The organism is Novosphingobium sp. B 225 (assembly GCF_002198665.1).
Lineage (GTDB): Bacteria > Pseudomonadota > Alphaproteobacteria > Sphingomonadales > Sphingomonadaceae > Novosphingobium.
The window spans coordinates 1-15,314 of sequence record NZ_MWLM01000070.1 but is presented as its reverse complement, the minus strand read 5'-3'; the positions used below and the strand labels follow the sequence as shown (position 1 = coordinate 15,314).

At 64.7% G+C, this 15,314-nt stretch carries 13 protein-coding genes; 9 read left to right on the top strand and 4 right to left on the bottom strand.

Going from position 1 to position 15,314, the window contains the following annotated elements:
- Positions 1–263 precede the first annotated feature (263 nt).
- From MNBBLIKP_RS15695 to MNBBLIKP_RS15680, 4 genes are all read left to right on the top strand, one after another.
- Positions 264–2,696 (top strand): TonB-dependent receptor, encoded by a 2,433-nt coding sequence (locus MNBBLIKP_RS15695; protein ID WP_088311305.1) that lies wholly within the window; start codon positions 264–266, stop codon positions 2,694–2,696.
- Positions 2,697–3,028: 332 nt separating this feature from the next.
- On the top strand, positions 3,029–4,903 hold the full coding sequence (locus MNBBLIKP_RS15690; protein WP_088311211.1) for a CHASE2 domain-containing protein: 1,875 nt from the start codon (positions 3,029–3,031) through the stop codon (positions 4,901–4,903).
- Between the two features lie 5 nt (positions 4,904–4,908).
- Entirely contained in the window at positions 4,909–5,475 is a 567-nt protein-coding gene (locus MNBBLIKP_RS15685) for an SH3 domain-containing protein (RefSeq protein ID WP_088311210.1), read from the top strand.
- Positions 5,472–6,380: a M48 family metalloprotease gene (locus tag MNBBLIKP_RS15680; RefSeq protein WP_088311209.1), complete on the top strand. Its 909-nt coding sequence runs from the start codon at positions 5,472–5,474 to the stop codon at positions 6,378–6,380. The genes MNBBLIKP_RS15685 and MNBBLIKP_RS15680 overlap by 4 nt, the downstream gene beginning before the upstream one ends.
- A 452-nt stretch (positions 6,381–6,832) precedes the next feature.
- Here MNBBLIKP_RS15680 and MNBBLIKP_RS15675 read toward each other — a convergent pair whose 3' ends face one another.
- Both MNBBLIKP_RS15675 and MNBBLIKP_RS15670 read right to left on the bottom strand, forming a co-directional pair.
- On the bottom strand, positions 6,833–8,542 hold the full coding sequence (locus tag MNBBLIKP_RS15675; RefSeq protein ID WP_088311208.1) for a class I adenylate-forming enzyme family protein: 1,710 nt from the start codon (positions 8,540–8,542) through the stop codon (positions 6,833–6,835).
- An 11-nt stretch (positions 8,543–8,553) separates the two neighbouring features.
- The gene (locus tag MNBBLIKP_RS15670) at positions 8,554–9,327 is read right to left on the bottom strand and encodes an SDR family NAD(P)-dependent oxidoreductase (RefSeq protein WP_088311207.1); all 774 of its coding nucleotides are present in this window, start codon (positions 9,325–9,327) and stop codon (positions 8,554–8,556) included.
- 159 nt (positions 9,328–9,486) lie between these two features.
- On the opposite strand from MNBBLIKP_RS15670, the gene MNBBLIKP_RS15665 reads away from it, so the two are divergent.
- A complete protein-coding gene (locus MNBBLIKP_RS15665; RefSeq protein WP_176399804.1) occupies positions 9,487–10,260 on the top strand; it encodes a HesA/MoeB/ThiF family protein in 774 nt (257 codons plus the stop codon).
- Here MNBBLIKP_RS15665 and MNBBLIKP_RS15660 read toward each other — a convergent pair.
- Positions 10,249–10,950, bottom strand: coding sequence for an NAD-dependent deacylase (locus MNBBLIKP_RS15660; RefSeq protein ID WP_088311206.1), 702 nt, complete (start codon positions 10,948–10,950; stop codon positions 10,249–10,251). The genes MNBBLIKP_RS15665 and MNBBLIKP_RS15660 overlap by 12 nt on opposite strands.
- Positions 10,951–11,075: 125 nt before the next feature.
- Between MNBBLIKP_RS15660 and dapB the strand changes: the two genes are divergently transcribed.
- The 4 genes from dapB (at position 11,076) to nth (ending at position 13,730) form a co-directional block, all read left to right on the top strand.
- The gene (gene dapB, locus MNBBLIKP_RS15655; RefSeq protein ID WP_088311303.1) at positions 11,076–11,804 is read left to right on the top strand and encodes a 4-hydroxy-tetrahydrodipicolinate reductase; all 729 of its coding nucleotides are present in this window, start codon (positions 11,076–11,078) and stop codon (positions 11,802–11,804) included.
- Positions 11,801–12,325 carry a hypothetical protein gene (locus tag MNBBLIKP_RS15650; RefSeq protein WP_088311205.1) on the top strand — a complete coding sequence of 175 codons (525 nt, stop codon included), beginning with the start codon at positions 11,801–11,803 and terminating at the stop codon, positions 12,323–12,325. Before dapB ends, MNBBLIKP_RS15650 begins: the two co-directional genes overlap by 4 nt.
- Positions 12,326–12,390: 65 nt before the next feature.
- Positions 12,391–13,089 (top strand): ion transporter, encoded by a 699-nt coding sequence (locus tag MNBBLIKP_RS15645; RefSeq protein WP_176399803.1) that lies wholly within the window; start codon positions 12,391–12,393, stop codon positions 13,087–13,089.
- A complete protein-coding gene (gene nth / locus MNBBLIKP_RS15640) occupies positions 13,086–13,730 on the top strand; it encodes an endonuclease III (RefSeq protein WP_088311203.1) in 645 nt (214 codons plus the stop codon). Before MNBBLIKP_RS15645 ends, nth begins: the two co-directional genes overlap by 4 nt.
- A 180-nt stretch (positions 13,731–13,910) precedes the next feature.
- Here the strand turns inward: nth and MNBBLIKP_RS15635 are convergent, their stop codons facing one another.
- Complete coding sequence (locus MNBBLIKP_RS15635) at positions 13,911–15,218, bottom strand: dicarboxylate/amino acid:cation symporter (RefSeq protein WP_088311302.1); 1,308 nt, start codon at positions 15,216–15,218, stop codon at positions 13,911–13,913.
- Between the last annotated feature and the right edge of the window lie 96 nt (positions 15,219–15,314).

Here is a 15,314-nt window from a genome sequence, read left to right as displayed (position 1 = left end):
CTGCGCCTCTGCGTGAACCCCNCCTCCCTTTCTGCCTCTGCGCCTCTGCGTGAACTCTTGGCCAAAGCGACGCATCGATCACAATCTTCCTCCCCGGCCACCCGCGTGACAGCAAGTGGTCATATTGCTGTCATGCAACCTACGCCGAAGCGACACATGACAGGCTTAGAGGCGGCGCTGAGGCTGGCCGGGGGCGATTCGATACCGGGCTGGCGACTCGAACAAGAAAACGCTGACCCAGGGAATTTCACCCCATGAACCGCATGACTGCCTGCTCGCACGCCTCTCGTTCCGCACTGGCCCTGGCCCTGAGCCTGGGCCTGGCCGGCCCCGCTTTCGCCGCCGTGACCGTGACCGACACCGGCGTGACCGTTGATGGCGCGGCGGACGAAGCCGCGCCGGCTCCCGCAGAAGATCCGCAAGCCACCGATCATTCGGGCCTGACCGAAATCATCGTCACCGCCACCAAGCGCGAAACCAACCTGCAACGCACTCCGATCGCGATTTCGGTGATGGCCCCCGAAGCGATCAAGAACCGCCACGTGCAGAGCCTGATCGATCTGGCCGACGGCGCGGTGCCCAGCCTGCGGGTTGCCACTTTTGAAGCACGTCACTCTGCGCTGACCGTCGGCATTCGCGGAATTGTGCCGTTCGATGCCAACCAGACCGCGCGCGATCAGGGCGTGGGGGTTTACATTGACGGCGTGTACCTTGGCCGCCAGCAGGGCCTCAACACCGCGATGTTCGATGCCCAGCGGATCGAAGTGCTGCGCGGGCCGCAAGGCACCCTGTTTGGCCGCAATACCGAAGGCGGCGCGGTCAGCATCGTCACCAAGGAACCGAGCGGCGAGTTTGGCGGACGACTGGTTGGCGGTGCGGGCAATTATGGCAGCTACTCGACCGAAGCCCACGTTGACCTGCCCAAGATCGCGAACATCGCGTTCAAGGTCGACGGGGTGATGCAGCATCAGGACGCGACGGTCAAAAACCCGCTGTCGGGGCAGTATGGCTGGAATTACCACAACACCGTGGGTGGCCGCGTTTCGGCCAAGTGGACCCCGATTGACGGGTTCTCCGCCGTGCTGACCTATGACAAGGCCAAGGACGAGAATACCCCGAATTACAGCCAGCTGATCAACTACAACCCGCTGGGCAAAGTGGTTGGCCAGTATGATCCGGTGACGCTGCGGCTGGTTGCCCCCGGCAGTCCGGCGGGCACTTCGGTGGTTTGCAGCACTTGCATCGCCCCGCTGTCGTCGCTGGTTCAGGTCAATGCCGGTCGCCAGACCGTTGCTGAAATCGGCGTGCCGCAACAGCTCAGCGTGGACCGTACCAAGGGGTTTGGCGCGACGCTGAAGTACAAACTGTCGCCCGCGCTGGAACTGCGTTCGATCACCGCCTGGCGCTCGGTTGAAACCGAACAGTGGGATAACTCGGGCGGCGCGCACCGCACGATCTATGCCCCCAATGCCAACTTCAGCCGCTATTCGCTGTCGTACCTGACCCAGGACCAGTTCAGCCAGGAATTGCAGGCTGTCGGCAGCGCCGGGCAGTTCGATTATGTGTTCGGGCTGTATTATTTCAACGAACACGTCCGCGAATTCGCCGCCACGCCCAGCACCAACAAGTGGAACACGACCGGCACCGCCTATACCATCAACGATGCACAGACCTGGAACATGAACAACTGGGTGCGCCAGCGCGACAGCCAGGCCGTCGCCAAGAGTTATGCTGCCTTCGCTCAGGTAACCTGGTCGCCAACCGAGCAGATCCATATTCTGGCTGGCGGGCGCTATACCAAGGACAAGCGCGACGGCGTGCTGACCCGCGTGCAGGGCAAGGTTTCAAACTTCCCGTTCATTTTCGACAAGGGCCGGTTCGATCCGATGATCACGCTGTCGCTCGATGCGGCGGACGGGGTCAACCTCTATGCCAAATATTCGACCGGCTACCGCGCTGGCGGCGCCAACAGCCGTTCGCAGACCTTTGCGCCGTTCGGACCGGAAGCGGTCAAGGCCTGGGAAGGCGGGGCCAAGCTGGACCTGCTGGATCGCCGCGTGCGGCTTAACCTGGCGGCTTACCTGATGAACCGCACCGGCACCCAGATCGACTTTGACAACGTCGATACCGTTCCGACCAGCCCGACCTTCAATCTCCACACCGAGGAAACCGCGAATGCCCCTGGCAAGTCGAAGATCCGCGGGTTCGAAGCCGAACTGACGGTCAAGCCGACTGAAAACCTGACCATGGGCGCGTCTTACGCCTATACCTATACCAATGTGCCGGACACGCTGAACCCGTTCCTCAGCACGGCGGCCAAGCCGGTTTACACCAAGGTGTTTGTGGTGTTCACCCCGCGCAATGCCGCTTCGGGTTACCTCGATTACGAGATCCCCTTCGGTGGCGGCGATGCGAAGATCAAGTTCCACATCGATGGCAACTATTCGAGCAGCGCCTATTCGTTCCAGAACGAAGATGTGCCGGTGGAACCGAACTTTATCGTCAACGGCCGTCTGGCCTTGGCCGACATCGGGCTGGGGGACCGTCAGAAGCTGACCCTGTCAGCCTGGGTGCGCAACCTGTTTGACGAAACCCATTACTACCGCCGTTCGAACGCCAATGACGGCGTGCTGGGTTCCTACGCCAACTTCAACCCGCCGCGCACTTTCGGGTTCGAAGCAATGATCAACTTCTGATCGGGGCGCTAGGGTCAGGACCTATTAACCGCGCCTTCGAGGTTTGAGTCAGAATGGCTCAGGGCTAGGAAGGAAGGCGCAGGAATATGTCGATATTTCAAGACTTTCTGACGAAGCGTTGGGCCATTCTGGCCAAATCCCTGCCGCCTCGAAGGCGCGGTTAATAGGTCCTGACCCTAATCCCTTCCTCCCTGACGGGCGGGCAGAGCGATCTGCCCGCCCGCTTTTTTGCCACCGCTCCGGCGGCATGGAAAAGCCATCCGGCTTTTCCTGGCCCATCCGGCCCGCGCGCCCCGGTTGCCTAACCCTTCCTGCTCGGCCACACTCCGGACATGACCCTAGGCTCAATCCAGAACTGGTTGGTGTGGCGCAAGTGGGGGCGGTGGGGCGTGCTGGCGGCGCTGTTCGCCGCGCTGGTGCTGCTTGACTATGGCTGGCTGGGCCTGTCGCGGATCGTCGATCAACGCGGCGGCGATCTGCTGCTGCGGGCCAATGCGGCGCAGCGGCCCGTATCGGACCGGGTAGTGGTGATCGATATCGATCAGCGCTCGCTTGAAGCGATGAACGATCTCGCCGGATCGTGGCCATGGCCGCGCTCGGTCCATGGCGAATTACTCGATGGAATCGCCGCCCAGCGCCCGCGCGCGGTGGCGTTCGATATTCTGTTCAACGAGTCCGACGTCTATCGGCCTGACAGCGACGCCGCCTTTGCCGACAGCGTGGCGCGCAATCCCAATGCCTGGCTGGCGATGACGCTCAACGCCGATGGCGCGGGCGCTTTGGTCAGCGATATGCCGCCCGCTGTGCCGCGCACCGCGCTGACCAATCCGCCGCGCGATGCGCGGGTGCCGCTGATGATGCCGCTGGCGCTGCTGTCCCGGCCCGAGGCACTGCGCGGCGGACTGATCAACTTTACCCCCGATAGCGACAATGTGGGGCGGCACCACCGGCTGGCGATGGACCGGGCGGGGTGGCGGTTCCCTTCGCTTGCCGCGCGGATCATGACCGATCTGCACCGCCCCTTGCCGGCCGGCCCCGACGTGCTGCTCAACTGGCGCAGCGGCTGGCAGCATGTGTCCTATGCCGATCTCTATCTCGATGCGCTGCGCGAACATCGGCTGCGCCCGCCGGACGAATTCAAGGACAAGATCGTGGTGATCGGCACCGCCGCGCCGGGACTGATGGACCTGCGGCTGACGCCGCTTGGCAGTACCTATCCCGGGGTGGAAATCCTCGCCACGGCGCTCGACAATCTTGATCGGGGGGACTGGCTGCGCGAAGTGCCGCGCGCCCGGCTGGCGCCGCTGGCGCTGGCGCTGATTGCGCTGGTCGGCCTGGGGCTGGCCCGCGGGGTCAGCGCCAACCGGCTGGGCTATGCCATGGCCGGGATCACGGTGCTGGCAATCGGCGCGATGTGGCTTTTGCTAACGCGGGGCACTTTCGTGCCGGTGCTGGGGGCGCTGGCCTGGGGCTGGACCTGTTACCTGGCGGCCAGCGCCATCGCCTATCTCGATGAACGGCGGGTGCGGCTGCGCACTTCGGGCATGTTCAAGCGCTTCCTCGATCCGCGCGTGGTCAACGATCTGATCGAACGCGGCGATCTCGATTACCGGCGCGAGGCGCGCAGCGCGGAAGTGACCGTGCTGTTTTCCGACATTCGCGGCTTCACTGCCTTGTCTGAGCAGGCCAGCCCCGAAGAAGTGGTGGCCATGCTCAACGCCTACTTCTCGCGCCAGACCGATGTGGTGTTCGCCCATGGCGGTACGCTCGACAAGTTCATCGGCGATGCGATCATGGCCTTCTGGGGCGCGCCGGTGGCCGATCCTGACAGCGCGGCCCATGCCGTCGGCGCGGCCTTGGCCATGGCGCAGGCGCTGCATGATCTGCGCGGGGAGATGGGCGTGCTGGGCGCCGGGCTGGAAATCGGGCTGGGGCTGCATACGGGCCGCGCGGTGGCGGGTTTCATCGGTTCGGCCGACCGGCTCGACTACACGGTGATCGGCGATACGGTGAACCTTGCCAGCCGGGTTGAAGGGCTGACCAAGGGCGTCGCCCCGGTGCTGGTGACCGAAGCAACACGGCTGGCAGCGGGCGATGCATTTTTGTGGCGCGATCACGGGCTGTTTGCGGTAAGAGGGCGGCAGAACGAGGTCCGGCTGTTTGAACCGCTGGCGCGGAACGATCCAGCCACAACCGAGGGGAATTGAGCGCGATGCGCCGCTTGCGTCTGGCCCTGCCTGTGCTGCTGGCCATAGCCTTGCCCCTGGCACCGGCCATGGCAGAGCGCGCGCAGGTCGTTCGCGCCGGGGACCTGATGGCCCAGCCCTTCATCGATGCCGCCAAGGCCGGGCCCTTGACCGCGAACCAGGGTGTCACCGTGCTCAAGCGCCAGGGCGGCTGGGTCCAGGTCACGGCCGATGGCGGCAAGACCGGCTGGATTCGCGCGCTCAACCTGCGGCTGGTTGCCGGGGCTGGCCCGGTCCCGGTCCCGCGCGGCGGCCCCAGGCTGGCACTGCAAGGCGGAGCGAAGAGCCCGCTTGAACCCGCCGGGCTGGCCGGCCGCAAGAACAGGTTGCAGACCGGCAGCAGCCGCCAGACCGTGACCACCGGGGTCAAAGGGCTGGATGAAGAGAACATCCGCCAGGCCAGCTTCGATCCCGAACAGCTCGACAAGCTCAATGCGCTGGGTGCCAGCCCGGACCAGGCCCGGACCATGGCCGCAGCTGACAAGCTGGCCGAGAACAAGGTTGATTACCTCAAGAAGGGCAAAGTGAAATGAGGGGTGCCCTGATCGCCCTGATCGCGCTCGCGCTCGGCGTTCCGGCACAGGCGCAGCTGCCCGGCATGGGCGAATTCAACGGCCTGCTCAACAAGGCCAAGGCGCTGGGCAAGGTCGGGGACAGTTTTCGCAAGATCGGTGAGCAGGAGGAAGTGCAGCTGGGCGGGGACCTTGCGGGCATGATCCTGGGGGCAGCGCCGCTGGTGGAGGATCAGGCCGAACAGGACCACGTCAACCGGCTGGGCCGCTGGCTCGCGCTGCACAGCGAACGGCCTGACCTGCCGTGGAAGTTCGGGGTGATCGACAACGGCGATTTCAATGCCTTTTCGATGCCCGGCGGCTATGTGCTGGTCACGCGCGGGCTGATCGAGCGGATGCGCAGCGAAGCCGAGCTGGCCGGGGTGCTGGCGCACGAGATCGCCCACGTCACCCGCCGCCACCACATCACCGCGTTGCAGCGCCCGCTGCGCGAGCAGGCGCTGGGCGACATGAACAGCTATTTCCACCCGGTGAACACCGGCGTGATTCCGGGCCAGTTCCGCTCTGCGCTGATGAAAGCAGGCAAGGAGATGTACACCAAGGGCCTGAGCGAAGAGGACGAGTACGAGGCTGACCGGATGGGCGTGGTGATCGCCGGGCGTTCGGGCTTTTCACCGTTCGGCCTGGCCGGCGTGCTGCAAACTCTCAGCGCCGGGACCGGCGACCGCGCCTATGCGCTGGATGCCAAGACCCACCCCGAACCGGTCAAACGGCTCGAACAGCTCGACGCGGCGATGGGCACGCGGCTGGATACGCTGCCCGGGGTGATCGAGGATAGCGCCAGCTTCGTGACCTTGCGCAACCCGCCGCCACCGATCAAGGCTGGCGGCAAGCCGAAGCCGAAAGCCAAAGGCAAGAAGGGTTAGAGTGGATTATCAATTTAAGGATCCTCCCCCTGTGGGGGAGGTGGCTCGCGCAGCGAGACGGAGAGGGGCTGTGCAAGGAAAGCCGCGATAGAGCCTGATGACATAAGATTGATCCGCCCTGATTGGACGGCAAGACCCCGTGGCAAGGCGCGGCGCGCAGCAGGGGCTGGTTGCCCCTGCAAGAGCCGCAACGCTGTCCACGGGGTCTTGTCGTCCAACCCCTGCGGGGCGGGCCGATTTTGCTCCGTGAACAGCGTTGCTCGTCGATCACGATGCTACGGCATCGCTCACTCCTCGCGCCTCGCCACGAACCAAAATCGGCTCCGTCAGGGCGGGTCAATCTTATGTCATCAGGCTCGAGCAGCTGCGCGCTANCCTTCCACCATCCTGCGGATGGTCCCCCTCCCCCGTTGGGGGAGGATCATGACGGTTCAGAAAATTCGAGTTGCTCTCTAACCCGCCACCCCCGCGCTCAGCCGGTCGCGCAGTTCGCGGCGCAGGAATTTGCCGCTGGCGTTGCGGGGCAGGGCCTCACCTTCGAACCAGACATAGCGCGGCACCTTGTGCTTGCTCATGTGTTCCAGGCAGTGCTTTTGCAGCTCGGTCTCGTCGCAGGTACTGCCCGGCTTGACCACCACGGCCACGCCGATTTCCTCGCCCAGCCGCTCGTCCGGCACGCCGAACACGCAGCATTCGGCAACCGCGGGATGGCGATAGACGCAGGCTTCAACTTCGGTGCAGCTGACGTTTTCACCGCCGCGGATCACCAGATCCTTCTTGCGGTCGACGATATAGACGAATTTGTCCGAGTCGATCCGGGCGACGTCGCCGGTATGCAGCCAGCCATCGGTGATGGTCTGCGCGGTGGCATCGGGACGGTTGATATAGCCCTTGATCACCGGGCTGCCCTTGACCCACAGCTCACCCACTGTGCCCGGCGGCACATCGTTGCCGTCATCATCGACCACGCGGGCGTCGAAGCTGGGCATATAGGGGCCGGCGGTATCGGGCCGGGCGACGAAGAAATCGCCGCTGACGCTGGTGATGATCCCGCAGGTTTCAGTCATGCCGTAACCGGTGGTTGGCCGCGCGGTGGCAACCTTTTCGTCGATCTTGAGCACCAGATCGGGCGGAACCTGCGCCCCGCCGCCGGACAGGCCGGTAAGGGTGGAAGTGTCGGTCGTCGCAAAGTCCGGGTGGTTGATCAGCTCGCGGCTCATCACCGGGACCCCGCTCATCGAACTGATCTTCTCCGCCGCGATCAGTTTCAGCGCCGCGCCCGCATCCCAGCGGTACATCAGCACGATCGTCCCGCCGGCCGCGCTGGTCAGGTAGGCGCCGCAATTGTTGGCGGTGACGTGGAACAGCGGGGTGGTCAGCAGCACCACCGGCACCGGCGGCACTTCGGGGGGCAGCTCACCCTTGGCCCGCTCCATCGCCAGCGCAGAGCTGGCCCCGGAAAACAGCATGTTCATCAGGTTGGCAATGCAGCCCCGATGGGTCAGCTGCGCGCCCTTGGGAAAGCCGGTCGTGCCTGATGTGTAGAAGATGCAGGCGTCCATATCGGGATCGACCGTGACCTGCGGCATGGTGCCGGCGCCCGCGACGACATCGGCCCAGGGGGTCACATCGGCCGCATAGTCAGGCAGGCGCACGCCGACCAGCAGAATCGGCACTGCCGGGTCCTGCACCGCGCGGTAGGCGGCGAGCCGTTCCTTGTCACAGATCATCGCCTTGGGCGCCGAATCCTTCAGCGCATATTCCATTTCCTCGCCGGTCCACCAGGCGTTCATGCCGACCACCGCGATCCCGCAGCTGACGCAGGCCCAATAGGCGGTGAGCCATTCGGGGTAATTACGCATCGCGATTGCCACGCGGTCACCCGGGGCCACGCCCTGTTCGAACAGCCACGCGGCCAGCGCCCCCGCCTGGCGGTGCGCCTCAGCATAGGTCAGCCGTTCGCCTTCATAGACGATGTAGTCGCGCTCCCCGAACATGGCGGTGGAGAGCCAGAATTCGCGCACGCTGGGCGGGGCGTTCTTGAAGCAGCGCAGCTGGTGGCCCAGCACTTCCTGCTCGACGATTTCGAATTGCCCGCCGGGGCCGGTCAGTTCCGCGCGCGCGCGGTTCAGTTCAGCATAGAGCTTCGTCGTATCGGTCATGGTCAGGAATCCTATCTGGCGGTCATGCCGCCATCGACGACCACTTCGCTGCCGGTCATGAAAGCAGCGCGGTCCGAGGCGAGGAAAACGATGGCGTCGGCGATGTTGCCCGGCACGCCCATGTGGCCCAGCGGGTGCATCGCGGCAACCGCATCGCGGCTCTCGTTGCCGCCAACCCCGCCGGCACCCGCGAAATCATCGATCAGCTGGCGGGCCATGTCGGTTTCGATCACCCCGGGGTGGACCGAATTGACCCGGATCCGCGCCGGGGCCAGTTCCAGCGCGGCACCTTTGGTGAACAGCCGCACCGCACCCTTGGTCGAATTGTAACAACTCGCGCCCGCCGCCCCGCGCAGCCCGGCGACCGAGGACAGGTTGACGATCGCCGCCCCGCCCGGCCACTTCGCCGCGCGCTCTGCCAGCAAGGGGATCGCCGCGCGGGTGCCCATGAACACCCCTTCGACATTGACCGCATGCAGCCGCCGCCAGTCATCCAGCGTCGTTTCGGTGATCGGCTTGAACAGCCACAGCCCGGCGTTGTTGACCAGGATGTCGAGCCCACCAGCTTCGGCGCGCAGCCAGTCCATGGTCGCGGCCCAATCGGCCTCACTCGTCACGTCCTGCGCGCGGGCGATTCCGCCCAGTTCGGCGGCCAGCGCTTCGGGTGCGGCAAGGTCAGTCACGGCCACGGTCGCCCCCGCCTTGGCCAGCGCCCGTGCCGCAGCTTCGCCCAGCCCGCGCGAGGCCCCGGTTACCAGCGCAATTCTACCCGCCAGATCGTTCACACATCCTCCGCCCGTTTGTCGTTTGGCGGCAGTGTGGCGGCGATTTGCGATTCTGTCACTAGGGTTCGCACCCTAAAATGGTCGACGGTCCTGACCCTAAAACGGCCGACCCATTCTCACCCTCGCCAGTCCGGGCGATTGTGCGTAAGGGCAAGGGCGATGACTCTGCCGCCGGATCGCCTCAACCGTTTTGCCCGCCACATCGTCCTGCCCGAAATTGGCGGGGCCGGGCAAGTTGCGCTGGCCCAGGCGCATGTGGTGCTGGTGGGCTGCGGCGGGATCGGTTCGCCCGCCTTGCAGTACCTCGCCGGGGCGGGGATCGGGCGACTGACCCTGATCGACAGCGACGTGGTCGAACTCAGCAATCTGCAGCGCCAGACGATCTACACCCCCGCCGACATTGGCCGGTCCAAGGCAGAGGTTGCGGCGCAGTGGGTGGAGCGGTTCGATCCGGGCCTCGAAGCCTGCGCGGTCGCCGGGCGTTTGGGGGGGGAGGTTGACGCCGCGCAGGTCCTCGAGGGTGCGACCGTGGTACTCGACGGTTGTGACAATTTCGCGACTCGCCTCCTCGTATCCGATACCTGCGTGCAGCTTGGCGTGCCTTTAACCACGGCGGCGGTCGGGCGCTTTCAGGGCCAGGTCGCGAACTTTGCCGGGCACCTGCCAGGGCACAGCTGTTATCGCTGCTTTGTCGGCGATGCCTTCGATGCAGAGGACTGCGATACCTGCGCGGCGGACGGCGTGCTGGGGGCGCTGGTTGGCATGGTTGGCACTTTCGCCGCCATGGCCGCGATTCGCGTGGTGCTGGATGGCAAGGCCGCGCTGGGCGATCCGCAGTGGGGCAAGCTGCACCTGCTCGAAGGACTGGTCCCCAGCCTGCGCACGATGCGGATCGTCAAGGATCCGGAATGCCGGGGCTGTTCAGCCGGCTAATACCTCCGCCACCCATTGCGGCACGACCGCGCTCGCCGGGCCAAGCCGCGATTCGTGGAACAGGCGCGATCCCTGCGACGGTTCAAGGTTCAATTCCAGCGTTTGCGCGCCCAGCTCGCGCGCGTTCTGCACCAGTCCCGCCGCCGGATAGACCGCGCCCGAAGTGCCGATGGACACGAACAGGTCCGCCCCGCGCAGCGCGCGATAGATGCGGTCCATGTGGTAGGGCATTTCGCCAAACCAGACGACGTCGGGGCGCAGCGCGCGCGCCTCGCACTTGGGGCAGGGCGGGCGATCGATCAGCGGCCCGGTCCAGCGGTGGCGGGCATCGCAACAGGTGCACCAGGCATTGAGATGTTCGCCGTGCATGTGCAGCACCCGCCGCGCGCCGCCGCGCTCGTGCAGGTCATCGACATTCTGCGTCACGATCAGCAGTTCGCCCGGCCAATTCGCGTCGAGTTCGGCCAAGGCCAGATGCGCGGCATTGGGCGCCTTGGTCTGGATCGCCGCGCGCCGCATGTCGTAAAATCGCAGCACCAGATCGGGATCGCGGGCAAAGCCTTCGGGCGTGGCGACGTCCTCTACCCGATGCTGTTCCCACAGGCCGCCCGCGCTGCGGAAGGTATCGATTCCGCTTTCGGCGGAAATCCCCGCGCCGGTCAGGATCACGATGTTGCGGATTTCGCGCACTCCAGTTTCCCTCCACGTCACCCTGAACTTGTTTCAGGGTCCATTTCTCCCCATAGACCGCCGTATCTGGGGCACGATGGATGCTGAAACAAGTTCAGCATGACGCGCCTTTGCTGGAGGTTGGTTTGGCACGCATCGGCATCATCGGCAGCGCGGGACGCATGGGGCAGGCACTGATCGACGCCATTGCCGCTGCGGGTGAAGTTCACGCGGGCGGGGTCGACAAAGGCGATGATCTGGCCGCGCTCGCTGCCGGGTCTGACGTGCTGGTCGATTTTTCCAGCCCGCACGCACTGGAAGGCAACCTTGATACGGCCATGGCGGCTGGGGTGCCGATCGTGGTCGGCACCACCGGGCTGGAAGAACGCCACCACTGGCTGTGCGATGCAGCGGCGGAACAGATTGCCCTGCTGCAGACCGGCAACACTTCGCTTGGCGTCACCCTGCTCGCCCATCTGGTGCGTGAAGCGGCGGCGCGGCTGGGTGAGGACTGGGATATCGAGATCAGCGAGACCCACCACCGGATGAAAGTCGATGCCCCCAGCGGCACCGCGCTGCTGCTGGGCCAGGCGGCGGCAGAGGGACGGCAGGCAGATCTGGGCGCGGTCAGCGAACGCGGGCGCGACGGGATCACCGGCGCGCGGGCGCGCGGCGGAATCGGCTTTGCGGCACTGCGCGGCGGCAGCGTGGCAGGGGATCACACCGTCCACTTCCTGGGCGATGATGAACGTCTCAGCTTCTCGCACCTCGCCGAAAACCGCCGGATCTTTGCCAAGGGCGCGGTCCGCGCGGCGCAGTGGTTGATCGGCAAGGCGCCGGGGCGCTATACCATGCCGCAGGTGCTCGATCTGTGATCAGCGCGGCGGACGTGGCGGGCTGCCAGTGGCTTGAGCCGGGCGGAGTGCAGGCCGCGCAGACGATTTGCGCCTTCCTGCAGGACATCGGGATCGCCGTGCGGATTGAGCCGGTGTCGGGCGACATGTTCCTGCCCGGGATCGATGTGCATCAGGGCGCCGTGCGGATCGATCCGGCGCGCGCCGCCTATCCGGGCGATCTGCTGCACGAAGCCGGGCACCTGGCGGTGATCGAGGCCGAGCGGCGCAGCGGGACCAGCGCGGTAGAGGCTGATCCGGGCGAGGAAATGGCGGCTATGGCCTGGTCGGTTGCCGCCGCCACCCATTGCGGCCTGCCGCTCGAGGTGGTGTTCCACCCCGATGGCTATAAGGGCGGCTCGGCGGAAATGATCAGTGCCTTCAGCGGTCCGATGGGCCCCGGCGTGCCCCTGCTTTCCGCCTGGGGGATGAGCGCCGAACCCCACCGCGCCGCCGAATGGGGCCGCGATCCATTCCCCGCGATGACCCGGTGGCTGCGTTGAAACGCGTCCGTTCTTGGCTTCACCGGCAACTTGACGGGGATCCAAGGGGCGATGGTCGGCTGTCGGTGTTCAATTGGGCATTGGTGATGCTCATTGTTTTCGCAGTCACCACAGCAGTGCTGGCAACCGAGCCTGAAATTTTTCACCGTTACCCGCAGTTCTTTCAAATCATCGAGCCTCTTTTCGGGATCATTTTTTCGATCGAATATGGTGCACGGCTATGGACCGCATCAGAAACCGCAGGTGACGAAAGTGACCTGAGGAAGCGAATTCAATTTGTCTTCTCGCCAATCGGAATTCTCGATTTAATTGTTCTTCTGGCGACACTTACGCCGCTCTTGGCTGCTGACTATGCTATCCTGCGGCTTGGCCGACTGTTCCGCCTTGTCATGCTGGCCCGGCTGAGCCGCTTCACTCTGGCGTTTCAGGATTTGGCCAAGGCGGTCGTTGCTCGGCGGTTTGAATTGTTTGTAACGCTGGCGCTGGCAGGCTTCTTGCTCTTGTTCGGCGCTACGGCGCTTTATGTCGTTGAAGGCGACATTCAGCCTGACAAGTTCGGAAGTATTCCAAGAGCGCTTTGGTGGTCGATCATTACGTTGACTACCGTTGGCTACGGAGATGTCTCACCCGTTACGCCCCTGGGAAAATTCCTGGCTTCGTTGGTGGCTTTGGCCGGAATCGGGCTTGTCGCAATGCCCACTGGGATCATGGCTGCCGCTTTTAGCGATGCCATGGAGCGCAGGCGGAAGGGCGGCGAGGCATGAAACGCGAGGCGATTTTCGAGTTTTTCCGCCGTCTGGCCGAAGACAATCCCTCGCCCGAAACCGAGCTGCTGTTTGGCAATACCTATCAGTTGCTGGTCGCGGTGGTGTTGTCGGCGCAGGCGACCGACGTGGGGGTGAACAAGGCGACGCGGGCGCTGTTTCGGGATGTGCAGACCCCGGCACAGATGGTGGCGCTGGGTGAAGAGGGGCTGAAAGCGCATATCAAGACGATCGGGCTGTTCAACGCCAAGGCGAAGAATGTGATCGCGCTCAGCGAAATTCTGGTGCGTGATTTCGCAGGTGAGGTTCCGGCGGACCGCGATGTGCTGACCACGCTGCCCGGCGTCGGGCGCAAGACTGCCAATGTGGTGATGAACTGTGCCTTCGGGGCGGAAACCTTTGCGGTCGATACCCATATCTTCCGTGTCGGCAACCGCACCGGCATGGCCAAAGGCAAGACCGTGCTGGCGGTGGAAAAGGCGCTGGAAAAGAAAGTCCCCCAACCGTTCCGCGTCGGCGCGCACCACTGGCTGATCCTGCACGGCCGCTATGTCTGCAAGGCGCGGCGGCCGGAATGCTGGCGCTGCGGGGTGGCGGACATGTGCGCCTTCAAGCCGAAGAGTGAGGGGCCGAGGAAGTAGGGGGTTCGCGCAGAGGCGCAGAGGAAGAAAGGGAGGCGCAGAGAGGTTGTGCCTGCGGCGAAGCCGCGCTTCTCATTGACCTTGCGATTGACGCAACGTGGCAAATGGGAAGCCGCTTCGCGGATGGCGCGACTCCTCCGCGCCTCTTTTTCTTCCTCTGCGCCTCTGCGTGAACCCCTTCTACGCCCCACCCTCCAGATGCAGCCCTTTCTTGCCATGCTCCGGCGTTTCGCTGGGCGCGGCGGGTTCGGGTGCATCGGGGTCGAACGGGGGCTGGAGCATGCCTTCCCACTTGGTAATCACCGCCGTCGCAACCGAATTGCCCAGCACGTTGGTGGCGGTGCGGCCCATGTCGAGGAACTGGTCGATCGCGAGCACCAGCGCGATTCCCTCCACCGGCAGGTTGAACATCGCCAGCGTCGCCGCGATCACCACCAGACTGGCGCGGGGCACGGCGGCGATGCCCTTGGAACTGATCATCAGGGTCAGCAAGATCAGCACCTGCGTGGTCATGTCCAGATGGATGCCATAGGCCTGCGCGATGAAGATCGTCGCAAAGCTGGCGTACATCATCGACCCGTCAAGGTTGAACGAATAGCCCAGCGGGATCATCAGCCCGGAAATGCGGCGCGGCACCCCGAACCGGTCAAGCTGTTCGAACAGTTTGGGCATGGCCGCTTCGCTGCTCGCCGTGGAAAAGGCGATCATCACCGGTTCGCGGACATAGCGCACCAGCATCAGCGCGCGGCGGCCCAGGAACAGGAACCCGACCCCCAACAACAGTGCCCAGAGCAGGCCCAGACTGAGATAGAATTCGCCCAGCAGCTGCGCGTAAGTGCCCAGGATCCCCAGACCGTTTTCCGCCACGACCTTGGCCAGGGCGCCGAACACCGCGAAGGGGGCAAAGCGCATGACATAGCCGGTTACCTGCAGCATCAGGTCGCCCAGCGCCTCGGCCCCGCGCACCAGCGGCTTGCCCTTTTCACCGATGGCGGTGAGGCCGATTCCGGCGAACAGGGCAAAGACCAGAATCTGCAGCACGTTGTTTTCGCCCATCGCCGCGATGATGTTCTTGGGGAACACGTGTTCGATGAATTCGAACAGGTCGAGCTTCCTGACCTCGCCGATGCTCGCCGCCTTGGCGGTCAGATCCACGCCCACGCCGGGCTGGAACAGGTTGACCATGACCAGCCCCAGGCTGATCGAAATGAAGCTGGCGAGGATGAACCACACGATCGCGCGGAACCCGATCCGGCCCACCGCCGCGCTGTCGCTCATATGTGCGAGGCCCGAAACGATCGTCGCCAGCACCAGCGGCGCGACCAGCATCTTGATCAGGTTGAGGAAGATCGTGGACAGCATCTGGAACGACCGGGTCCAGTGTTCGGTGCTCATCACCCCGGCCAGCTGGCCCTGGTTGACCAGCCAGCCCACGAAGATCCCCAGCACCATCCCGGCCATGATCGCCTTGGTCAGGTGCTCGCTCAGCACGTGGAGCAGCAGGCCAAAGGCCGAACGGCGCTGGGTGGTGGTGGTCATCGTGCTCCCCTTGCTGGTCTTTGCGGAGTGGTAACAGGGGCGGGG